The organism is Lysinibacillus sp. FSL W7-1291 (assembly GCF_038593415.1).
GTDB classification, from domain to species: domain Bacteria; phylum Bacillota; class Bacilli; order Bacillales_A; family Planococcaceae; genus Lysinibacillus; species Lysinibacillus fusiformis_D.
Genome location: NZ_CP151994.1, coordinates 2,007,546 through 2,026,617 on the forward strand (window position 1 = coordinate 2,007,546; position 19,072 = coordinate 2,026,617).

Annotated in this window: 30 protein-coding genes; 22 read left to right on the forward strand and 8 right to left on the reverse strand. The window is 39.4% G+C overall.

Annotated elements, in window-relative coordinates; translation table 11 throughout:
* The first annotated feature begins 155 nt into the window (after positions 1–155).
* Together NST76_RS09690 and NST76_RS09695 are read left to right on the forward strand one after the other, a co-directional pair.
* A complete protein-coding gene (locus NST76_RS09690; protein ID WP_342545102.1) occupies positions 156–1,685 on the forward strand; it encodes a right-handed parallel beta-helix repeat-containing protein in 1,530 nt (509 codons plus the stop codon).
* 457 nt (positions 1,686–2,142) lie between these two features.
* Complete coding sequence (locus tag NST76_RS09695; RefSeq protein WP_036128950.1) at positions 2,143–2,334, forward strand: hypothetical protein; 192 nt, start codon at positions 2,143–2,145, stop codon at positions 2,332–2,334.
* 62 nt (positions 2,335–2,396) lie between these two features.
* On the opposite strand, the gene aac(6') is transcribed toward NST76_RS09695, so the two are convergent.
* A complete protein-coding gene (aac(6'), locus tag NST76_RS09700; RefSeq protein ID WP_342545103.1) occupies positions 2,397–2,831 on the reverse strand; it encodes an aminoglycoside 6'-N-acetyltransferase in 435 nt (144 codons plus the stop codon).
* 121 nt (positions 2,832–2,952) lie between these two features.
* On the opposite strand from aac(6'), the gene NST76_RS09705 reads away from it, so the two are divergent.
* From NST76_RS09705 to NST76_RS09715, 3 genes are read left to right on the forward strand one after another with little or no spacing between them, the layout of a single operon-like run.
* On the forward strand, positions 2,953–3,549 hold the full coding sequence (locus NST76_RS09705; RefSeq protein ID WP_340810973.1) for a class I SAM-dependent methyltransferase: 597 nt from the start codon (positions 2,953–2,955) through the stop codon (positions 3,547–3,549).
* A 26-nt stretch (positions 3,550–3,575) separates the two neighbouring features.
* Positions 3,576–4,151 carry a DNA-3-methyladenine glycosylase I gene (locus NST76_RS09710; RefSeq protein ID WP_036128944.1) on the forward strand — a complete coding sequence of 192 codons (576 nt, stop codon included), beginning with the start codon at positions 3,576–3,578 and terminating at the stop codon, positions 4,149–4,151.
* A complete protein-coding gene (locus tag NST76_RS09715; protein ID WP_036128942.1) occupies positions 4,141–4,827 on the forward strand; it encodes a DUF1963 domain-containing protein in 687 nt (228 codons plus the stop codon). The genes NST76_RS09710 and NST76_RS09715 overlap by 11 nt, the downstream gene beginning before the upstream one ends.
* Here NST76_RS09715 and NST76_RS09720 read toward each other — a convergent pair.
* The gene (locus tag NST76_RS09720) at positions 4,821–5,129 is read right to left on the reverse strand and encodes a hypothetical protein (protein WP_036128940.1); all 309 of its coding nucleotides are present in this window, start codon (positions 5,127–5,129) and stop codon (positions 4,821–4,823) included. The two genes, NST76_RS09715 and NST76_RS09720, sit on opposite strands and share 7 nt — an antisense overlap.
* Positions 5,130–5,201: 72 nt before the next feature.
* Here NST76_RS09720 and NST76_RS09725 point away from each other — a divergent pair, with 72 nt between their 5' ends.
* Positions 5,202–5,405: a hypothetical protein gene (locus NST76_RS09725; RefSeq protein ID WP_170829805.1), complete on the forward strand. Its 204-nt coding sequence runs from the start codon at positions 5,202–5,204 to the stop codon at positions 5,403–5,405.
* A 161-nt stretch (positions 5,406–5,566) separates the two neighbouring features.
* Entirely contained in the window at positions 5,567–5,866 is a 300-nt protein-coding gene (locus tag NST76_RS09730; RefSeq protein WP_036128937.1) for a hypothetical protein, read from the forward strand.
* A gap of 116 nt (positions 5,867–5,982) precedes the next feature.
* Here the strand turns inward: NST76_RS09730 and NST76_RS09735 are convergent, their stop codons facing one another.
* Complete coding sequence (locus NST76_RS09735; RefSeq protein ID WP_036128935.1) at positions 5,983–6,507, reverse strand: hypothetical protein; 525 nt, start codon at positions 6,505–6,507, stop codon at positions 5,983–5,985.
* Positions 6,508–6,744: 237 nt separating this feature from the next.
* Here NST76_RS09735 and NST76_RS09740 point away from each other — a divergent pair, with 237 nt between their 5' ends.
* From NST76_RS09740 to NST76_RS09755, 4 genes are all read left to right on the forward strand, one after another.
* Complete coding sequence (locus tag NST76_RS09740) at positions 6,745–7,131, forward strand: hypothetical protein (protein ID WP_342545105.1); 387 nt, start codon at positions 6,745–6,747, stop codon at positions 7,129–7,131.
* Positions 7,132–7,197: 66 nt separating this feature from the next.
* Positions 7,198–7,839, forward strand: a complete 642-nt coding sequence (locus NST76_RS09745) for an SDR family oxidoreductase (RefSeq protein WP_342545258.1) — start codon at positions 7,198–7,200, stop codon at positions 7,837–7,839.
* Between the two features lie 15 nt (positions 7,840–7,854).
* Complete coding sequence (locus NST76_RS09750; protein WP_271913163.1) at positions 7,855–8,037, forward strand: hypothetical protein; 183 nt, start codon at positions 7,855–7,857, stop codon at positions 8,035–8,037.
* A gap of 140 nt (positions 8,038–8,177) precedes the next feature.
* Positions 8,178–8,333, forward strand: coding sequence for a hypothetical protein (locus NST76_RS09755; RefSeq protein WP_170829804.1), 156 nt, complete (start codon positions 8,178–8,180; stop codon positions 8,331–8,333).
* Positions 8,334–8,526: 193 nt separating this feature from the next.
* Here the strand turns inward: NST76_RS09755 and NST76_RS09760 are convergent, their stop codons facing one another.
* The gene (locus tag NST76_RS09760) at positions 8,527–8,727 is read right to left on the reverse strand and encodes a hypothetical protein (RefSeq protein WP_036128927.1); all 201 of its coding nucleotides are present in this window, start codon (positions 8,725–8,727) and stop codon (positions 8,527–8,529) included.
* 144 nt (positions 8,728–8,871) lie between these two features.
* Here NST76_RS09760 and NST76_RS09765 point away from each other — a divergent pair, with 144 nt between their 5' ends.
* From NST76_RS09765 to NST76_RS09780, 4 genes are all read left to right on the forward strand, one after another.
* Positions 8,872–9,207 (forward strand): hypothetical protein, encoded by a 336-nt coding sequence (locus NST76_RS09765; RefSeq protein ID WP_271913164.1) that lies wholly within the window; start codon positions 8,872–8,874, stop codon positions 9,205–9,207.
* Positions 9,191–9,829, forward strand: a complete 639-nt coding sequence (locus NST76_RS09770) for an O-methyltransferase (RefSeq protein WP_036128923.1) — start codon at positions 9,191–9,193, stop codon at positions 9,827–9,829. The genes NST76_RS09765 and NST76_RS09770 overlap by 17 nt, the downstream gene beginning before the upstream one ends.
* A gap of 60 nt (positions 9,830–9,889) precedes the next feature.
* Positions 9,890–10,447, forward strand: coding sequence for an isochorismatase family protein (locus tag NST76_RS09775; RefSeq protein ID WP_342545106.1), 558 nt, complete (start codon positions 9,890–9,892; stop codon positions 10,445–10,447).
* 506 nt (positions 10,448–10,953) lie between these two features.
* On the forward strand, positions 10,954–11,838 hold the full coding sequence (locus NST76_RS09780; protein WP_342545108.1) for an AraC family transcriptional regulator: 885 nt from the start codon (positions 10,954–10,956) through the stop codon (positions 11,836–11,838).
* Between the two features lie 12 nt (positions 11,839–11,850).
* Here NST76_RS09780 and csaA read toward each other — a convergent pair whose 3' ends face one another.
* Both csaA and NST76_RS09790 read right to left on the reverse strand, forming a co-directional pair.
* The gene (gene csaA / locus NST76_RS09785; RefSeq protein WP_340808876.1) at positions 11,851–12,183 is read right to left on the reverse strand and encodes a chaperone CsaA; all 333 of its coding nucleotides are present in this window, start codon (positions 12,181–12,183) and stop codon (positions 11,851–11,853) included.
* Between the two features lie 89 nt (positions 12,184–12,272).
* A complete protein-coding gene (locus NST76_RS09790; RefSeq protein WP_036128914.1) occupies positions 12,273–12,449 on the reverse strand; it encodes a hypothetical protein in 177 nt (58 codons plus the stop codon).
* 241 nt (positions 12,450–12,690) lie between these two features.
* Between NST76_RS09790 and NST76_RS09795 the strand changes: the two genes are divergently transcribed.
* The 5 genes from NST76_RS09795 to NST76_RS09815 all read left to right on the forward strand — a co-directional run bounded on the left by NST76_RS09795 (position 12,691) and on the right by NST76_RS09815 (position 16,013).
* The gene (locus tag NST76_RS09795) at positions 12,691–12,975 is read left to right on the forward strand and encodes a DUF5316 domain-containing protein (RefSeq protein ID WP_342503866.1); all 285 of its coding nucleotides are present in this window, start codon (positions 12,691–12,693) and stop codon (positions 12,973–12,975) included.
* A 966-nt stretch (positions 12,976–13,941) separates the two neighbouring features.
* A complete protein-coding gene (locus NST76_RS09800) occupies positions 13,942–14,151 on the forward strand; it encodes a hypothetical protein (RefSeq protein WP_230593831.1) in 210 nt (69 codons plus the stop codon).
* 105 nt (positions 14,152–14,256) lie between these two features.
* On the forward strand, positions 14,257–14,565 hold the full coding sequence (locus tag NST76_RS09805) for a hypothetical protein (RefSeq protein ID WP_036122729.1): 309 nt from the start codon (positions 14,257–14,259) through the stop codon (positions 14,563–14,565).
* A gap of 103 nt (positions 14,566–14,668) precedes the next feature.
* Positions 14,669–15,088 (forward strand): hypothetical protein, encoded by a 420-nt coding sequence (locus tag NST76_RS09810; RefSeq protein WP_051891658.1) that lies wholly within the window; start codon positions 14,669–14,671, stop codon positions 15,086–15,088.
* Between the two features lie 103 nt (positions 15,089–15,191).
* Positions 15,192–16,013 carry a DnaD domain protein gene (locus NST76_RS09815; protein WP_342545109.1) on the forward strand — a complete coding sequence of 274 codons (822 nt, stop codon included), beginning with the start codon at positions 15,192–15,194 and terminating at the stop codon, positions 16,011–16,013.
* Positions 16,014–16,335: 322 nt separating this feature from the next.
* On the opposite strand, the gene NST76_RS09820 is transcribed toward NST76_RS09815, so the two are convergent.
* The gene (locus NST76_RS09820) at positions 16,336–16,824 is read right to left on the reverse strand and encodes an aminoglycoside phosphotransferase family protein (RefSeq protein ID WP_257982890.1); all 489 of its coding nucleotides are present in this window, start codon (positions 16,822–16,824) and stop codon (positions 16,336–16,338) included.
* Between the two features lie 362 nt (positions 16,825–17,186).
* Between NST76_RS09820 and NST76_RS09825 the strand changes: the two genes are divergently transcribed.
* Together NST76_RS09825 and NST76_RS09830 are read left to right on the forward strand one after the other, a co-directional pair.
* Complete coding sequence (locus NST76_RS09825) at positions 17,187–17,963, forward strand: N-acetylmuramoyl-L-alanine amidase (protein WP_036122718.1); 777 nt, start codon at positions 17,187–17,189, stop codon at positions 17,961–17,963.
* A gap of 106 nt (positions 17,964–18,069) precedes the next feature.
* A complete protein-coding gene (locus NST76_RS09830; RefSeq protein ID WP_036122715.1) occupies positions 18,070–18,354 on the forward strand; it encodes a hypothetical protein in 285 nt (94 codons plus the stop codon).
* Between the two features lie 40 nt (positions 18,355–18,394).
* Here the strand turns inward: NST76_RS09830 and NST76_RS09835 are convergent, their stop codons facing one another.
* Positions 18,395–18,985 (reverse strand): copper amine oxidase N-terminal domain-containing protein, encoded by a 591-nt coding sequence (locus NST76_RS09835; RefSeq protein ID WP_058843076.1) that lies wholly within the window; start codon positions 18,983–18,985, stop codon positions 18,395–18,397.
* Positions 18,986–19,072: the final 87 nt, after the last annotated feature.

Genomic DNA, 19,072 nt, shown 5'->3' on the forward strand with positions numbered 1-19,072 from the left:
TAAAATGTCAAACCTTTCATGTGAATGCATGCATATTGCAGCAATTTTGCACAAAATTGAATAACCCTAAGCATGTTCGGTATATAAATAGGGTACGATCATTTTTTAGGCTAAGGAGTGTGCAAATGGCTGTACTTGTGGTGAAGAGGAGTATTATGCATCGGTATCAAAGTATCGGGCAGGCAATTGAAGAGGCAATGCCTGGCGATATGATTGAGATTCGGGATGGGATTTATGAGGAGAGCTTGGATATTTCCAAGCGGCTGACGTTGTATGGGGTTGGGAATGTGACCATCAAGGGTGGCGTTTTTATTCGCTATCAAACCCATGTGGATATGCGGAATTTACGGTTTCGGCAAGGTCAAGGGCTATATATCAAAGGGGATTTACAGTTAGAAAACTGTATTATTGAGGAGCAATTGATTCGGACACAGATGATGGTGAGCTATGGTAGTTTGCTGATGAAAAATTGTGCTGTGCTGGCGACATCGCTAAATCATTTTGGGCTGCGGGTGGCAAATGGTTCAAGTGTGATCCTCGTTGACACGACATTTGAGCATCATGTGAAGGCCCAAATCATTGCCCAAAATTGTGAGCTGACGTTGACGAATTGTATGCTGTTGGAGGGGAAAAAGCATGGCATTTTTGCTATTCGTCATGTGAAGATGGTGCTGGAGGACTGTGAGATTCATGGGCATGCCAAGGCACAAATTATTGCAGCAGCGAGTGAAATGGCTATGACGAATTGTCTGGTTCATCAGGGGCAAGGGGTAGGAATTCAGCTATTTGATGGCACAACTTTGCGGATGGATGGCTGTGAAATAAAAGAGCATCTCGATACGAATATGGTTGTCCACCGCAGTGAGCTAATGATCGCTGATTCAATCTTTTCAGATGGGCAAGGTCACGGTCTTTACCTTGGTGAAAAAACGGAAGCGAAGTTATATGATTGCCAATTTTATCGACATGTGAAGGCACAGATTCTGATTGAAAATAGCCAGGTAGAATTTCGTAAATGCCACATTCGAAATGGCATGGCTGTGGGTGTAGCGATTGTCGACGAAGCAGATGTTTCGTTGACGGAATGTCAAATTCAAAATCATCAGCAATTCCATATCATTGTGGATGCCAGTGGACTTCAGCTTCGTCAATCTACCATTCAATTTGGACAATCGGGTGGTATTTATGGCAATGATCATGCCAAGATTATGATGCAACATACAATGATTCGAGAGCTGCAAAGCCATCACATCTATATAAACAATGCCCGTTTGTTTACACAGTATTGTACCTTTGAACAAATGCAAGGAAATGGCATTACTTGTATTGATGCCATTTTTGAAGTAGCCCATAGCTATTTTAAAGACGGTCAAGAAAGTCCTTATGCCATGATTTGGTCAGATCAATCAATGGGACGTATTGAACATTGTACGGTGGATGAGGCAGCTCGACCATTTTTAGCATTGTCCAATAAATCATTAATGGAGATGCGTCATACGGATATTCATGCAGTAAAGGCTCCGGCTGTGGTCCAGGAAAATAGTCAATTATTTGTGCAAGGGCAAGTTCATACAGGGACATGGCAAAAGGATGCAGCGTCCAAGGTTTCCTCAATTGAGGGTATGCAGGTGATGAAAGACCATAAGATAGAAATCACGAAACATGATATTAAAAAAATAATATAAAAGCCGATTATACAAATAAGATAAGTAGTTTCAATTTTGAAATTACTTTTTTTATGGAATGGAGAAAATAGGTTTTATTCATGTGAAAAGTGGGTAAAGGAATATGTTTGCACAGTTACAAAACCTTGAGTTTGTGCAAAAGAACACGATAATTCGACAAAATGCATGATTATTTTTATAATAGAATAGATGTCATCCTGCGATTTCTGTAATATTTTGAATATTTTAATGGAAAAGCTATACAATTCCTTGTAAAAGTTATGATAAAAATAATAAAGTATAAATAAAATGTAAAAAAATTATTAAGTAATAATCGATAAGAGATTGATTATTTACGATGTTTTATCCTATAATTAGTAAAAATGGTTCATGTGATAAGGTAATTATACGTTATTTGAGAAATGTGTGTAATGATTTTACAATAATAAAATGACAGAGATATTGGGGTGATATGTGTATGTTTGGGCTGACAAAAGAAGAAATTATGTTGCTGCTAGAGGGGATTGAGTTAGCAGAAAAGCAAAAGAATGTGATTGCTGATATCTTACATTTAAACAATATGCGAATCGAACAACAACTCGCATTAATGATCCATTTAATCATAGATGAGCGCGAACGAAATATTTCCAACAATACATATCTAAACTAAAAAGTATCGAAAAATCACAGGTGAGCTACACAAAGCACCTGTGATTTTTTTGTCAGCCATTTTTATAATTTTTTTGTGAAGCAGATAATGCGATTGGCTTCTGTAAAACCGAGTTGTAGATGGACGCGTAAACTTTCTTCATTGTGCCATTCACAGTCACTAGCAAACTCTTGACAGCCTTTGTTCTTTGCCCATTGCTCACAGTGCGCTACAAGCTGTCTTGCATAGCCTTGCTGTCGATAATCTGCCATGACGAAAAGACCTTCTAAATAGCCTACGGGGCTAGAGTTAGTACCTTCTACATAATCCGTTCGCAATTGGCATTGAGCAAATCCAATGGCTTTAGCCTGGTCATAGGCTAGAAAAATAGCGGCGTTGTCTTCCTTTAAGAGCTGAGCCATCTGTTCGGCAAATGCCTCTAGTGAATGATTGGGCCAAAGCAGTAAGGCTAATGTGGCTGTTGCTAGAGCATCCTGTTGTGTTGCTTGCTTGATCATACAATCCCCCCTGGAAAAAAATGAAACGAAACGATTTTTAGCACGTACAAACTAGTAAGAGCTTCCACTAATGTTACATTTTCTATTTTAACACCAGTACTGAAAAGGGGGAATCTACTGAATGTCACTCTTACAAACGTTAATTGAACAAGCGAAAAAACCTAATGGCTGGATTGGCTCATGGATGCTACGGATAATGAATATTGCCCATCGAGGTATGTATGCATGGCTCATTCGGCAAGGCGCTATCAATGATGGGGATCGTGTGTTAGACATTGGGTGTGGGGGCGGAAAAACGCTTCAAATTCTATCCAATTTGAATCCAAATGGTATAATCTATGGTATAGATATTTCTGAGCAGGCAGTGAAGGAATCCATCAAACTGAATGACGCACGTGTCGCCAGTGGCAAAGTGATGGTCAAAGAGGCGAGTGTGACAAGTATTCCATTCGAGGATCAATTTTTTGATGCTATTACAGCCTTTCAAACACATTATTTTTGGCCATCATTGGAACAGGATGTCAAGGAAGTATGGCGGGTGCTGGAAAACGGAGGGAAATTTATTATTATAGCAGAGCTATATAAAATGAATTACCATATGGAAGCTTATCAAACACCAACTGCTATGAAGCAATTATTAGAACGTACAGGTTTTCAAACAGTCTATGTTACGGAAAAGTCGAGTAAAGGGTGGCTCTGTATGACAGCCATTAAGTAAGAGATACATAAAATGGAGGGAATAAAATGAAAAGATGTGATTGGGTCAAGTTAGATGAGCCTTTGTATGTGGCATACCATGACAAGGAGTGGGGAGTGCCAGTCTATGATGATCAGCATTTATTTGAAATGCTTTGTCTAGAGGGAGCACAGGCAGGGCTAAGCTGGTGGACGATTTTACAAAAGCGTGAAGGCTACCGTGAGGCATTTGATCAATTCGATGTGGAAAAAATTATACATTATACAGAGGACAAGCTACAGGCATTACAGCAAGACACACGAATCGTGCGCAATAAATTAAAAATTGCTAGTGTGGTGACAAATGCTAAAGCCTATCTACAAATCAAGGAAAAATACGGTTCATTCTCTGACTATATTTGGGGATTTGTTGATCACCAGCCATTGATGAATGAATGGGCATCTATAAAAGATGTACCTGTGACGACAGAAATTAGTGATCGTATGAGCAAGCAATTAAAGAAGGACGGCTTTAAATTTATCGGTAGCACGATTTGCTATTCCTTTATGCAGGCAGTTGGCATGGTGAATGATCATACAACGGACTGCTGCTGTCGCCAGAAGGAGCTAGCGCATGACAATTGAATATATTCGTGCGCAACTAGCAAAGCAGGCCACGATTTTTCAAACAGGTGGTATTCGACCGACACATGATTTATTGGAAAGCTGGATTGGCTATGTCGGCTGGTCTTTACCAGAGGAGGAACAACCACCATCTGGCTATCAGCCGCTTGCTACCTTCTTTTTAAAAGATCTACCCTATGTACCAGCAGCGCTAAAGCCTTTTCAATTAGTCACATTGTTTGTCGATGAACGTCTTTTGGATCATCTAATGGAGGATGATCTTAGTCCTTATTTTCATATTAGAACATACACGACATTGGAAGGTTTAGTAAAGCGTGAATGGCAGCATGATGGCATTCGTGCATTTCCTCTCCAACCAAAGCTTATTACGAATGACTATCCAGTATGGGATGGGGGAGGTATACCGCTTCAAATAGAAGAAGATATTTTGACCTTGGAGCGTGAAGAGGAGCTAGAATATTTTGAGGATATCGTAGAAGACCTTTATCCGCTTCATAAAATCGGTGGCTACCCAAGCTTCTGTCAGAGTGGCTATGATTTTGGAGAGGATACACCATTTGTCCTCCAAATTGCCTCGGATGCGAAGGCACGATTGAACATTGTGGATCATGGCAATTTTTATTTTTTCTACAATCCAACAACGCAGACTTGGCGCGTCTATTGCGATTTCTACTGAAGGGAAGAGGGCTTGCCTTTTTCACGAACGGTCCAATCGATGATTCGGTTAATCAAGTATAAGCCGAGATACGCTCCTGTCAATAGAAAAAGAGGGTTTAAGAAAACCGCATGAATCGTTGTCATAAAAACCGCATCCTCAAGAATAATGTGCGTTATAGAAGTAGCAGCAATCGTGCTGAAAAGTATGGCAGCGATGATTCCTACTATGTTGAACAGCAGGCGAAAGATCGCCCATTTGAGCTGTAGATAAACCATAAGGCTCGGGATCACAATGGTGGTAGCCAGCATGAAAATGGTCATAACATCACATCCTTTCTTTCAGGATGCCCTTGTTCGCTTATGCATAAACATCATTGACGATAGGAGGAAAACATGTTGCGCTGGCAAGATGGAGAGGTGAAAAGAACAAAGAAGGTGAAAAGAGTGGAGCATAAAACGGTCGTAAAAAATGGCATTGGCTTTGGTTCAGTTTTAGCGATAACGATTTCATGGAGTGTCCATCATTCGATTATTTGGGCAATCATCCATGGCTGTTTTAGCTGGTTGTATGTTGTATACTATGCCATTACGCGCTAAGCTTGTCTGTCAAACTATCAACGAAGAGGTTGTTTGAATAAAAATAACTGAGGGTACATAAAAACAAATGTTCATAATTTTTGATTTGCCCGCATAAATAACAAAGTGCTCTTTTTCCAAGGCCAATTAAACTGTATGAACGTAGAAGAAAGGTTGATAGTATGACACATCAAGTAACGGCTTTAAGTAATGTTAATGGCAATGCTACGGGAGTGGAAGGTATTTTACAAAATGTAGCATTTATTTTATCAACGTTTACGATCCCCTGTCCGCTTCGAGAATATGCGATCAAGTGTGAAACTCGTAAACCCTTCCAACGTATAAAGAAGCTGAACACAACTCGCCTCATAGAATGTATTCAACGTTTTGAGCCACGAGCTGTTGTAGTAGATGTTGATTATCTTGGCGATGTCAATAGAGGAAAACTAGAGCCCATTGTCAAAGTGATTGTGAATGCATAATAGAAAAAAATGTATTCTGCCAGGTTTGAGTCAAATAACCTGGCAGAAGATCAAATTTGCTAGTAGTGGTAGGATTTATAGTATATGAATTGGTATCCAACAGGGCGTTCAAACATTTACGCTAGATTGGCACTTCTAATGGCGATAATTTGTTGGCAATCGATGATGAGTGGTGACGCGGCTGCACCGGCTACCTCAAAGAATGTTGCACAGCAAGTTTTAGGATCTAAGCTGATAAAATAAATACCCGCGAAGCTACCGCCACCTGCTAAAATAACATCTACGAAAGCCCCAGTAGACAGGCATTTTAATTGATGACAAATACAGCCTTTACAGTGGTGATCTTTAGCATGCTCCGCCTCGTAGTAATAATCTTCTTCATCACAGTATTTTTCCTCTTTTTTGCAATGGCAGTGCTTATGCTTTTGTTCCCGCTGACATGGCTCATTTTTTTGCCAACACTTGCATCCATCCTGTTTATGTTCCCATTTATATTGGTCATATTTATGCTTGCACTTGCATTCTTCTACTTTGTGCTCACATTTCTTCTGTAAATGACAATTACATTTTACATACTGTTCACAGCACTTTTCTTTTTTCTTATTCCAATTCATATAATGGCTAAATCTACTATCTTGCATCTTTTAATCTCCCTTTTTGTTAGTTTTTTAGTAATGGTAGCGCTAACCTTTACACTTATAATCTATGAAAGGATGAACGATACTTCTTGGTAATTGCCCCCTGCGACAGCTTAAAATTATTTTTTGAAAAATTAAGAGAGAGATAGCCATAGATAATTGTGATAACCCTAACAGTTTTCAGGAGAAAAGATTGCTAGACTTCCGCCTGTTAATTTCATGAAGAAATGGAGTGAATGTATGAAGAGAATACTGCAAATCTTCTTTCTTTTCATGTGCTTAATAGTAGTGATCTCATTGCTAATTGTACAAAGGCAGCCTTTAACCACAGCGACCAGTGCCAATAGCCCAACTCTTTATGCAGAGGAGCTTGGCCAAAAATTACAGACTACAGATTTTACGAAAAAGGTGTTGCAGGCGATACGAGAGGTAGGCTACGCCCCTGATAGTACTGTTGGCTATTTAATAGACTCGCCAGAACATCAGGTCATCACGATTCAATTACACAATGGCGAAGAAATTGATGTAAGTACAGAAAGTGAGATTCAATCCATCATCGACGAGCTAGCCAGAAAAAACAATATCCCTCTATTTATGGTTAATGTCCAGCTAATAGAGGCTAAATGAGCTGAGAGGGAGGCACATGGGATAGTGTCTCCTTTTACATATAAAGGGAAATTAAAGCATGCTATAATAAGAAAAGAGGTGAGATCAATGAAAATCTTAGTATTAGGGGCGAGTGGACGTGTAGGTAGCCATATGGTTGAGCTGGCATTAAAGGATCAGCACGAGGTCACTATATTGGTCCGTGATCCTGATAAAATACAGCAACATCATCAACAGCTGCGTGTTATTCAAGGAAATGTTTTAAATAGGCAGGATGTTGAGCAGGCAATGGTTAATGTGGACGTGGTGGTCAGTGCATTAAATACAGATGGTCGCGATACATTATCGGCAAGTTTACCGTTGATACTTGGGGAGATGACACAACAACAGGTGAAAAGAATCATTACAATCGGAACAGCAGGGATTTTACAAAGTCGTGTTACACCGACGATTCTCCGCTATCAATCGACTGAATCTAAACAAAAATCCACGTTTGCCGCACAGGAGCACCAACGTGTATTCGAACAATTACAGCAGTCTGATAGGGACTGGACGATTGTCTGTCCTACTTATCTACCTGATGGGGCTTTGACAGGGAGCTACCGAATCGAACGTGATTTCTTACCAGAGGGTGGCACTCAAATTTCAGTAGCAGATACTGCAGACTTTGCCTATCAACAAATCTTTAGCGAGGAATTTTTGAAGACACGGGTAGGTATTGCGTATTAAAAAGGGGAATGAGAGATGAAAATTATTCATGCCATCATTGGTATGGTTATCATTGTCGTGGGACTTACATTCCTCAGTACAACGATTGAAGAGGCGCCTGTTAGAAATGTGATGCTGAAAATCTATGGCAGTATTCTAGTTTTTATGGGTACATTCTATCTCAAAAAAATTGCTAAATTTGGTAAGCAAATAGTCTAAATGAACTTATTGCTTTAACTTATTTTCATACCAGCAGTCAATCCAATATTCAAAATGAGTGAAAAAATATACTGATATTTTCCTTTTTATAGAAGGTTTGCTATACTTTATGTCGAATATATCATTGAAGAGGTGATTGTATGGACAAAGAAATATCAAATAACTGTCAATATCCTCAACACCTAACAGGCCATGATGGAATCGAAACGACAGAATTATATGTCATCAAGATCACAAAGGAACAAGTGGATAGGTTGATTGAGGATATCGATCAAACATTAAAGGCGTCTACATGACGTCTTTTTTTAATGGCAAAAAGGCCACCTTCAGGGGAAAGTGACCTCAAAACAGGAGAGCTTTGGAAAGGCTAGATTTGCTTTACACTACTATACATATGAAAAAGTAATTTTGTTTGCTAGCCATTTGCCCGAGAAATAGATTAAAATTTCTTGAATTTCTAGCATACCACTGCCCGCATTATGTACAACCTCAGTCCTTTCGACATGAAAAGGAATAATTCAATGCCAAATAATCTCGTACGATTTTTGGCTGGCCTCCATTTTCAAGACATAGCTTACTAGCAATTTTAATTTCCTGCTGATTATAGTGAGATTGTGCCCCAATCAAAAATATGCCTGACAGTATCAATAAAGTACCGATTCCCAAAACATATTTTATAATCCTTTTCAATCAACTGACCTCCATTTCCACCTGCCTATTTTCTAGCATATGTTTGACTAGCAAAGCAATATGTTAATTGACATTTTGTATGCAAATGTATACAATCAGTTTAAATAAATGTATACATTTGTATACGAGAGGAGGATTTTTATAATGAGAGGTTCTGGATTTAGAGAACATATGCGAGAAGGACATCACCGTGGAGGACGTCATAGAGGCATGGATGGTGCAGCACAGCGAGGAGCGAAAACATTCCGACGAGGCAAGGCCATTTCATTTTTAGAAATGCTACATGTTAAGCGAGCAACGATTAAACAGCAATTAGAGCAGCCTGAGTTTCAATCGATTCAGCAAATTTTGATAGGGGAATTAAAAGCGATTGACATGGTCATCCAAGAATTTAGCCAGTTATTTGACATTCAGGAAGGTGAAACAACGGAAGCAGCTGACAGTCCACAGGAGGAAAATGTGCATGAAACAAATGAATAACTATATTGATACGGTATTTTATCAGCAGGATACGCTGTTAGAGAATGTTATTTCCTCGATTGCAGAAAAAGGCATGCCTGCCATTTCCGTGTCACCATCTTCAGGGAAACTGCTGACGATGCTTGTATCGATTACAGGGGCTAAGGCTTTATTAGAAATCGGTGCGCTCGGTGGGTATAGTGGCATCTGTTTGGCAAGAGGATTGGATGCAGAGGGTTCATTGACTTCATTAGAGTTAGATGAAAGCTATGCACAGCTTGCTGCTAAAAATCTTGCCAAGGCAGGCTTTGAGAAGCAGGTTACCTATTTGACGGGCCCTGCATTAAACAGTCTGGAAAAGCTAGTAGCAGATGGACGACGTTTTGATTTGTTCTTTATTGATGCCGATAAGGATAATTATGAAAATTATGTAACGGCGTGCATCAAGCTAGCAAACCCTGGCGCATTAATTGTGACAGACAATGTCCTGGCAGGGGGCAGTGTAGTAGACCCTGAGGCTACACCAAAGCGCTATACAGCCATCATGAAAAAATTCAATGTGACGATCGCTAATCATCCACAGCTTGAGTCCATCCTTCTCCCAATTGGGGATGGCATAACCGTTTCCAAGGTTAAAAAATAGTATAACTAATTGACTATTAATGGTAAAATATTGTTAACAAACAATAAGGGAGAGATGCTTTTGAAGCAAGCACTAGTGGTGATTGATGCACAGCAAGAACTAATCGAGGGTAATCAGGATGAACAAGCCGTCTATCAGAAAAACGAATTACTGGAGACAATCAATGCCGTCATCCAGAAGGCCGCGGAAGCCCAGGCACATATTATCTTTGTTCGTGACCAAGATGTGGCAGGTGGCGAAGGGGATGGCTTTCAAGTACATCCAGCGATCCAAGTTCCAACAACAGCTGTCTTCTTTGATAAACTGGCAACGAATGCTTTTTACAAAACAGGCTTACTGGACTATTTACAGACCCATGACATTAAACATTTAGTGATGATGGGCTGTAAAACCGAGCATTGTGTGGATACAGCAGTAAAAACAGCAACCGTTCATGGCTTTGATGTCACATTAGTGGCAGAAGGTCATTCCACTAACGGCTCCGACTGTTTATCACCAGAAGCTATTATTGCACATCATAACGACATTTTACATGGCCATTACAATGTGGATCATTTCTCACTTGTGCGCAACGCCGATGAAGCACTATTTAAACCAACACATAATAATTATCGCTAACAAAAAATGACCAAGAATCTAGGTTCTTGGTCATTTCATATTAGGATTGAAAATCGTCCTACCACAGTACATACGATGCTAAAACGTATCAAACATAGCCCCTGAATATTCAAAGACCCCCTTAAATAAAGCGCATAGTATGCTTGAAAAAGGATCGCTTGGCTATATTTAATAATAGTAGTAAATGGAATATACAGAAAATTTAAAAATTACATTGCATCATGAGTTCTTCTATTTATAAGGGTGTTTTACAAACATTGACATGTAAGCTATTGCTGGTCATAATGGATAGGGCCACCGTGCGAGCAGTGACCCTAAGTATCAAGTCAGGAGGTGTAAGGCTAAAAAATTAGCTTTACACTATTATATATATGAGAAAATAGCTTCGAAAGTTAGTTATTTGCCTGTTCGATAGATTATTTTTTGAAAGGCGACTAAATGGTGCATCAATTGTCGGATGTCGTATTGTTATGCCTGTTAAGGTAGTGATAAGGAAGGTGATGGATATGGATTCTTTAACAAGATTAAATGAGGCAGTAGCTTATATTGAAGCTCATCTAACAGAAGAAATAGACTTAAAAGAGGCTGCAAGAATAGCTTATTGCTCGGACTATCATTTTAAACGAATGTTTTCCTTTCTAGCAGGGGTATCGTTGTCCGAGTATATTCGTCGTAGGCGGTTGACACTTGCCGCTCTAGAACTGTCTCATTCCTCTAGGAGAATCCTTGATATTGCCATTTGTTATGGCTATCGCTCCGCAGATGCTTTTACAAGAGCCTTTCAGCAAATGCACGGCATCACACCATCCGAGGCGAGGCAAAGTGGTCAAATCTTAAAAGCCTTCCCCCGGATGACCTTCCAACTTACTATTAAAGGAGGTAGTGAAATGAATTACCGACTCGAGCAAAAAGAAGCATTTCACATTATCGGACTCATGAAAAGAGTACCAATTGTTTTTCAAGGAGAAAATCAAGCAATAACAGAGCTGGCTCGCTCTTTGACAATGGCGGACATTGAGCAACTGAAAAAGCTGTCCAATATCGAACCAAAGGGGATAATCCAAGCCTCCACCAACTTTTCAGAAGGGAGAATGGAAGAAAAGGGAGAACTCGACCATTATATTGGAGTAGCCACAACAGAAAAAGGTACCCACCACTTTACTGAGTTGGATGTACCTGCGTGTACGTGGGCCGTATTTGAAGCGGTCGGACCATTCCCGCAAACACTACAGGAAATGTGGGGCCGCATCTATGCCGAATGGTTCCCATCATCTGGCTATGAGCAAGTAGCTGGCCCTGAAATCGTACGCCATGCAAGCATCGATTTCTCCTCCCCAACATTTACAAGTGAAATATGGATCCCCATTTATAAAAAGGAGCCTTTTGCGTAATGCAAAGGCTCTTTACTGTATTTTTGTGCCATTTGGTACCTGCTGATCAGGTGTTAACAGGATCACATCGCCCTCTACAGGCACTCCACCAATAACTAATACCTCAGACTTAAAACCAGCCACACGGCGGGGAGGAAAATTAACAATTGCCACTACTTGCTTCCCAATCATTTGCGCCGGTGTATAACGCTTGGTAATTTGTGCAGAAGACTGTTTAATGCCAAGCTCTTCACCAAAATCAATGGTCATTTTAATCGCAGGAACACGCGCTTTTGGCAATTCCTCTGCCTCTAAAACCGTGCCAATTCGTATATCAAGTGCTATAAAATCTTCAATGGTAGCCATAATCATACTCCTTCTTCTTTTATGACAATGCTATCATTTAATAGAAAAATATTCAAAAAAAGAAGAGCACGTGCAGCGCTCTTCTCTCATTAACGACGATGCTCTACCAGGTCAATAGCTCCTAACACAATGTGTGCTAGCCCAAACCCAAAGAGGGTATTGGCCACCATTTTGTTAGAGCCATGCTTTTGCTTCATGGCATATCCAGCAGCAGTAACAGCCGACCCTAGGATAGTAGGGATTAAACCTTCACGAATTCCATTCATAAATTGATCCCTCCGTCGTATGATTCGGTGTGAATTTCACACCATACTTACTATGAACGTTTGGCGAGCATACTATACTAAGCATCAATCAAATAGCGTATCTTTGTACTAAAGGAAGAAAGCCTCCTGCAAAAAAACGTAATAGAATGGCCACTCTCATTTACATAATGTATGTAATTTTTGAAATTATTGAAACAAATAGAAGACGTTAGCCGTATAATAAAATAAAGGGGGGCTGAAAATGAAGTATATAGGCATTGGCACGATATTATCGATTCTAGGTGTTGTATGTTCCATCTTCATATGGGGTACCGAGCAAGCGCATTTACTCTCAGGGATACTAGGCGGAGTGTTCATCTTTGTCTCGATAGTAATGTCAGGAGCAATAGCGAGCGGAGATAGAATACGAGCCAATCTTGCTACAGAAACAAAAGAAGCTAGAAACGAACGCAATCGCATGATGACTAACGCGTCACTATTAGCCTTACCCAACATTATTGTAGCCATCTTCGCCTATTATCTCTGAAGCATCCATCAATCTGAACAAACACTCCATTCAAAGTAGTTCTATCGCTCAAAATAGTGGTTCGATTCACTTAGAGTAGTTCTATCAATCAAAAAAAGCGTTTTATCGATCAGTTTATGCATTTTATCCACTACATTTTAAGTTCTATCCACCACATTTTGAATTCTATCCATCAGTTTAGATGAACGCTCCACTGAGAGTAGTTCTATCAATCAAAAAAAGGTTTCTATCGCTCAATATATGCGTTTTATCCACTACATTTAGAGTTCTATCCATCAATTTTAGATGAACAATCCAACCAGAGCAGTTCTATCAATCGAAAAAAGAGTTTTATCAATCAAAATAAGTATTCTATCGCTCAATATATGCGTTTTATCCACCACATTTAGAGTTCTATCCATCAGTTTGGATGAACGCTCCACTTTAGAGTAGTTCTATCGTTCAAAAAAAGGTTTCTATCGATCAGTTTATGCGTTTTATCCACTACATTTAGAGTTCTATCCATCAATTTTAGATGAACAATCCAACCAGAGCAGTTCTATCAATCGAAAAAAGAGTTTTATCAATCAAAATAAGTATTCTATCGATTAATATATGCGTTTTATCCACCACATTTAGAATTCTATCCATCAATCTAGATGAACGCTCCAATCATAGAAGTTTTATCAATCAAAAAAAGGTTTCTATCGCTCGATATATGCGTTTTATCCACCACATGTTGAGTTCTATCCATCAATTTTAGATGAACAATCCAACCAGAGCAGTTCTATCGCTCGAAAAAAGCGTTTTATCAATCAAAACAAGTATTCTATCGCTCAATATATGCGTTTTATCCACCACATGTTAAATTCTATCCATCAATTTTAGATGAACGCTCCAACCAGAGTAGTTCTATCGCTCGAAAAAAGTGTTCTATCCATCAAAATAAGAATCTATTCACCTCTAATAGAAAGGATGTCGCGTGCTATGGATGAAGAAAAAGATTATTACCCAGAAGCTTCTAGATACACACTTGCTGTTGTTCTTTTGACACTAATTATTTGGGGTATTTATGATTGGCGTAATGCACATGCAAATGGTTTTCAATTCCTATTAATTAATGAAATTGTAATCACACTTGGGATCACGCGCTATATGTTGAAGAAGCGAGATCAAAGAAGGAAGCGCTCTCAATAATCGGTACATATAAAATTCATAAAACGTGTCACATCTACCCTAGGTGTGGCTTTTTTTATTGCATTTAATAGTGGATGAGTACATTTGTAATAGAGAGGTGGTACTATGCAATTAACAGATGGTACACGGACATTTGACACGGACATCATTGATGAGGCTGCCAGAAAGAAAGAGCGTGATGAGCAGGAGCGGGAGATGCTCAATGCCTTTGCACGTTATGCTTATCTTCGCTACAAGCAAATACGAGATAAAGTAAATCCACGTAAATGTAAATATATGTATATCCATCAAGTTCGCCAGCAAATAACATCACCTGCTAGGCTTCAACGTGTTTGTAAGCTGCTGACGATGACAGAGGAGGAAGTTCTGTACATTGTGGAATTTGTGCGAAAGTATTTGAAATATGTGAAGTAAACCTCATCGACTGATGGGGTTTTTTTACATAATTTCTAGGGAGAATTATTTTTCAACGACCTGCTCCATATAGTATGATGAACGTGAGTAAAGGAGTGAGAATTTGAGATTCATTAAATTTCTAGTAGTGATGATTATTTTCCTTGGCGTAGCTGGGTATGGTGTGTTACATTTCGGCACAAAATTTGCCTCTGAAAAAATCGTAGATACGTTGTCAACGGAATTAGAAAGCAGCGGACAAAAGGAAGAAATCAAAAATACCATTGAAAATGACCCTCAGTTGAAAGCCTATATGGAGGAGGCAAAAACGGTTGACAGCAGTACATTGCCGTTTACGACAAAAGAAGAGGCGACTAAAGTATTAATTCAAAAAGTGGGGATCACGGAGCTGAACGACATTCGTGTGAAATTGCAAGATGGCTCGATGACACAAGAGGAAGCACTGCAAATGGTTGAAGGAAAATTGTCGGATGAAGAGCTTGCTGCTTTAAAAGTAATCGTTTATCAAGAGCTTTATCAATAAAATTCGGACATGCTGTTGTGGCATGTTCTTTTTTTATGTCCCTTTTTCGAAAAATTCCCTTTATATAATAAGAAAGGGAATTTGACAGAAAGAGGGGATCATAATGATTTATAGAGTAGCCAAAAAGGAGAATTTCGTTGTCTTGGACAAGGGATTTTTAAATGATGATCAATTAAGCTGGAAGGCGAAGGGGCTGCTTGCTTATATGCTGTCCTTACCAGATGATTGGTCTTTTAGTCTTGCCGATTTAGCAACCCGCAGTAAATGTGGACGAGAAGCGACTGCACGAATTGTAGACGAACTGATACAGACGGGTTATCTTCAAAAAATTCAAGAGAGAACAAAAGATGGTAAGTTTCGTAAGGTGGAGTTTCTCGTATATGAAGCTCCAGCACTTGCTGCCATGCCGTCAACGGGAAATGCGTCAACGGTAGCACCACAAACGGAAAAGCCCACACTACTAAATAATGAATTACTAAATAATAAATTACTAAAAAATATAGATGATGATAAACAATCTGCACCCTCTGTCTATCACTTTTACGAGCAACAAGGCTTTGGTGCACAAACTGCCCATATTGGTGAGAGAATTCATCATTGGCTCACTATTTTTACGGAGGAAATGGTTATATATGCGATGAAGCTAGCAGTGGAACACAATGTATTACGTTGGCGGTATGTAGAAAAGATTTTGCAAAATTGGTATAGCAAAAAAATAAAAAGCATGGAAGATATAGCCATCGAGCAGCAGCGATTTCAAGCACGTAAGCAACAGATGACACAGCAGCAAGTTAATAGACGTCAAGAAATCATTCCGAAGTGGTTTCATCAGCGTCATGAAGAGGAAGTACTATGTGATCAACAGCCAACAATGGATTTTGCAGCGGAACGTCAAAAAATATTAGCATTAATAGAGAGCATATAATCGTCCGAATACCATAAAGGTTTGGTTGATGAAAAGTCATCATGATCCTGTAATATCAAATGAATCCTTGCCAACGCATCGTCAAAAGAACGTGGGTCGTATTGGCGTGTCCAAACAATGGTTGAAAAGACCGTCATTGCCGCATATAAGGCATAAAGCTGCCAAAATGTATCGTCTGGAGTAGCCGAAAAAAAGCCATTGATTTGCCCGATGCAGTAGGGGATGCTGTGACGTCTACTGAATAAGGCAAGATTATAAAAGTCATGAGAAGGGTCACAGGTCGATGTTTTAGCAGTGGCAGATGCGCCTCAATAAAGCTTCATCATTTTGCTTCCTGTGGTATGTGATAGGAACCTTGCTGGTATGCCTTCCAATAAGCAGAGAATTTCTTGCGCTGTGTCGCCTCCCAATTGAGCATTGGCGGAGCACTCACTTGATGGATTTTTCTCAATTGTTGCCCAGCAGCAAGACCGAGATGGAATTGCTCAAAGTCAGTGAATTGCTGGATGACATCATCCGCGGGTATTCCTTCTAAAAAACGAACGACCGTTGCGGTTAAATGGGCTTCTTGCAGCACCTTATAGTCAATCGCTTTATGTGTTTTTACACCCTGTTTTTCTAATTCCTGTAGCAACATAAATTCATTTTTGCGTTTTTCACGATGCGCTACATCTGCTAATCGTACAAAAAAGCGCGTTTCTCCCACAGTTACGAGATACTTAGTATCAGGAGAATAGCCTTTGAGGACTTTGGTTATTTGCGTAAAACCATCTAAGCTTGGCAATTGCTGAAATATATCTACTATACGCACATGTCATCCCCTCACTTTCAATATTTTAGAAGATACAAAATACTATAGGAAGCAATCTTTGTCAATGTCTTGGATAGTAGGAAGGGGTAAAAAAATCATATATAAAAAATAGTAAAAGAGCACAATTAACTAGAAATCACTGGTATGGGAGCATTTATTAACTATAAGTGAATGTCTTTGTATCATTCACACTCAGAAAGAGAGGTGAAATGATAGCAATAGTCGTATGCAAGAAAAGAACCTGTTAAGCCCCGTAAGGAATACCTCTGATTAATTATCGTTTTTCCCTGAACATCACAAATAGTAGAAATGGATAACATAGCTGTCATTCACGAAAAAATGATAGGAAAGGGTGGTGTAGTATGAGTTATGTTATTGAAAAACAGATCATGTCAGGGTTACCGAATCAAGCGCTCACGGCTATAAAATATGTGGTGGCGCATGAATCAGGTAATAGCAGCAATACTGGTCCAAACGCATTGGAAAACGAGATTGCCTATATGAATAGAAATAAAGCGAATGCTTTTGTATCCCACTGGGTAGGCGGTGGTGGACGAATCGTACAAGTAGCCCCCGTGAATCGTGTGCAATATGGCTGTGGTCCAAAAGGAAATCCATATAGCTATGCCCAGGTGGAGCTGGCACGGACAGCTAATAAGGAACAGTTTAAAAAGGATTATGCAGCGTATATTTGGCTGTTACGTAAGCTTGCCATAGAGGCAGGAGTCCCAACTGTTTTAGATGGCAATGGTAACGGCATTAAGTCACATCGATGGATTACGGAAAATCTAGGAGGTACCACACACAAAGATCCTTTTGCCTATTTAAAAAGTATGGGGATTTCAGAAGCACAGTTCCAGCTAGATATTAAAAATGGACTTGAGGAGGGATTAACAGTGTCACAATATAATGAGCTGAAACAAGAAATTGCGATGTTAAAAAGCTTATTAGCTGAAAAAGCTAGCCTACAAGCAAGCAGGGAAGTAGGAGCATCTCATAAAGAGGCATGGGAATGGGCCGTTAACGAAGGAATTATCCGAGGCGATGGCAGTCAGAACATGAATCCGGCAGGCGCTCTCACGCGGGAACAAATGGCGACAATGCTTAAACGTTATTACGATAAATTTATAGCGAATTAACTGGGGAGGATAGAGCTTGCATGCAAAAGCGAGCTTTATCCTTTTTCATTAAATAAAGGTTTTTTCAAAGTTTTGTCGAATGTAGTAGAAGAGAGGAGGGGTTTTGATGTTAACGAAAATAAAAAAAGTGAAATTCGAGCAAGAAAGAAAAAAACCATTGTACAAGGTGATAATGGAATGTCCAGAGGGGAAACAATTATATGTGAAGTTTGATTATACTTATAAAACGGAAAATTTCTGGCCTTTAGAAGTGAATTATAATAAAAAGAACTATGGTGCGAAACTAGCATGGTATACAAATGAAGTCGAGAATATGACAGTGGCATCATTTTTAGAAACCATTGCTGGGAAAATCAATAAGAAGTACGACTTTGACTTTAAGCAACAATAAAAAACAGCATCCTGAGGAATGCTGCTGTAAAGCCTATCCATTAATTGGTCGAGATATAAACAATCAATGCTGCCTCATCAAATGTTACATTTGCACCAAGTGCTTGACTGACAAATCTTAGAGGGACCATCGTTGTTCCTTGATAAATTTCAGCTGGATGGCTGAGGGCGATAGTGGATGTAGTACCATTTGCATCAACATAAGCCATTTTATTCCCCACACCAAGCACAATTTTTTTACTGCCCTTTGTTGCCGTTACTTTTTTCGTTGCACTTTCATAAGCAACAGTTGCTCCAAGTGATTCAAAAATGGCCTTCATCGGCACTAATGTTGTGCCATTTTTCATATAAGCGCCAGGCGTGTAATGTTGCTTTACATTATTTAAATAGACAGCAACTTTTGTCAACACTGGGGCTGTAGTTGCTTTTGGTGTCGGTGTAGATTGGCTTTGACCACCTGAGGAGGACCCTCCATTATGATAATGGTAGCCTGAACAAAGCCCTTTCGCTTTGGACTTGTCCGAGCAATTATGCCCACCATTGCCATCTAAACGCCCAGGATGCGCTTCCGCAATAGAGGCTGTAGCGAGAAATAATGTAAACATCGCCATTAATAAAACCAATTTCTTCATAAATATCCTCCTATTATTGAAATATGTAATTATTATACTGTTAAAAAGTAAATTTTGATATGTTTTTATAGTAAAATAGTTGTAAAA

What these genes read in the sequence shown, in the direction of transcription:
- NST76_RS09800 (WP_230593831.1), top strand. Translation starts at nt 13,942, where the DNA reads ATGGATGAAGAAAAAGATTATTACCCAGAAGCTTCTAGATACACACTT.
- NST76_RS09740 (WP_342545105.1), top strand. Translation starts at nt 6,745, where the DNA reads ATGAAGAGAATACTGCAAATCTTCTTTCTTTTCATGTGCTTAATAGTA.
- csaA (WP_340808876.1), bottom strand. Translation starts at nt 12,183, where the DNA reads ATGGCTACCATTGAAGATTTTATAGCACTTGATATACGAATTGGCACG.
- NST76_RS09710 (WP_036128944.1), top strand. Translation starts at nt 3,576, where the DNA reads ATGAAAAGATGTGATTGGGTCAAGTTAGATGAGCCTTTGTATGTGGCA.
- NST76_RS09750 (WP_271913163.1), top strand. Translation starts at nt 7,855, where the DNA reads ATGAAAATTATTCATGCCATCATTGGTATGGTTATCATTGTCGTGGGA.
- NST76_RS09715 (WP_036128942.1), top strand. Translation starts at nt 4,141, where the DNA reads ATGACAATTGAATATATTCGTGCGCAACTAGCAAAGCAGGCCACGATT.
- NST76_RS09805 (WP_036122729.1), top strand. Translation starts at nt 14,257, where the DNA reads ATGCAATTAACAGATGGTACACGGACATTTGACACGGACATCATTGAT.
- NST76_RS09815 (WP_342545109.1), top strand. Translation starts at nt 15,192, where the DNA reads ATGATTTATAGAGTAGCCAAAAAGGAGAATTTCGTTGTCTTGGACAAG.
- NST76_RS09825 (WP_036122718.1), top strand. Translation starts at nt 17,187, where the DNA reads ATGAGTTATGTTATTGAAAAACAGATCATGTCAGGGTTACCGAATCAA.
- NST76_RS09705 (WP_340810973.1), top strand. Translation starts at nt 2,953, where the DNA reads ATGTCACTCTTACAAACGTTAATTGAACAAGCGAAAAAACCTAATGGC.
- NST76_RS09690 (WP_342545102.1), top strand. Translation starts at nt 156, where the DNA reads ATGCATCGGTATCAAAGTATCGGGCAGGCAATTGAAGAGGCAATGCCT.
- NST76_RS09770 (WP_036128923.1), top strand. Translation starts at nt 9,191, where the DNA reads ATGAAACAAATGAATAACTATATTGATACGGTATTTTATCAGCAGGAT.
- NST76_RS09790 (WP_036128914.1), bottom strand. Translation starts at nt 12,449, where the DNA reads ATGAATGGAATTCGTGAAGGTTTAATCCCTACTATCCTAGGGTCGGCT.
- NST76_RS09725 (WP_170829805.1), top strand. Translation starts at nt 5,202, where the DNA reads ATGTTGCGCTGGCAAGATGGAGAGGTGAAAAGAACAAAGAAGGTGAAA.
- NST76_RS09695 (WP_036128950.1), top strand. Translation starts at nt 2,143, where the DNA reads ATGTTTGGGCTGACAAAAGAAGAAATTATGTTGCTGCTAGAGGGGATT.
- NST76_RS09765 (WP_271913164.1), top strand. Translation starts at nt 8,872, where the DNA reads ATGAGAGGTTCTGGATTTAGAGAACATATGCGAGAAGGACATCACCGT.
- NST76_RS09755 (WP_170829804.1), top strand. Translation starts at nt 8,178, where the DNA reads ATGGACAAAGAAATATCAAATAACTGTCAATATCCTCAACACCTAACA.
- NST76_RS09830 (WP_036122715.1), top strand. Translation starts at nt 18,070, where the DNA reads ATGTTAACGAAAATAAAAAAAGTGAAATTCGAGCAAGAAAGAAAAAAA.
- NST76_RS09720 (WP_036128940.1), bottom strand. Translation starts at nt 5,129, where the DNA reads ATGACCATTTTCATGCTGGCTACCACCATTGTGATCCCGAGCCTTATG.
- NST76_RS09795 (WP_342503866.1), top strand. Translation starts at nt 12,691, where the DNA reads ATGAAGTATATAGGCATTGGCACGATATTATCGATTCTAGGTGTTGTA.
- NST76_RS09780 (WP_342545108.1), top strand. Translation starts at nt 10,954, where the DNA reads ATGGATTCTTTAACAAGATTAAATGAGGCAGTAGCTTATATTGAAGCT.
- NST76_RS09730 (WP_036128937.1), top strand. Translation starts at nt 5,567, where the DNA reads ATGACACATCAAGTAACGGCTTTAAGTAATGTTAATGGCAATGCTACG.
- NST76_RS09835 (WP_058843076.1), bottom strand. Translation starts at nt 18,985, where the DNA reads ATGAAGAAATTGGTTTTATTAATGGCGATGTTTACATTATTTCTCGCT.
- NST76_RS09735 (WP_036128935.1), bottom strand. Translation starts at nt 6,507, where the DNA reads ATGCAAGATAGTAGATTTAGCCATTATATGAATTGGAATAAGAAAAAA.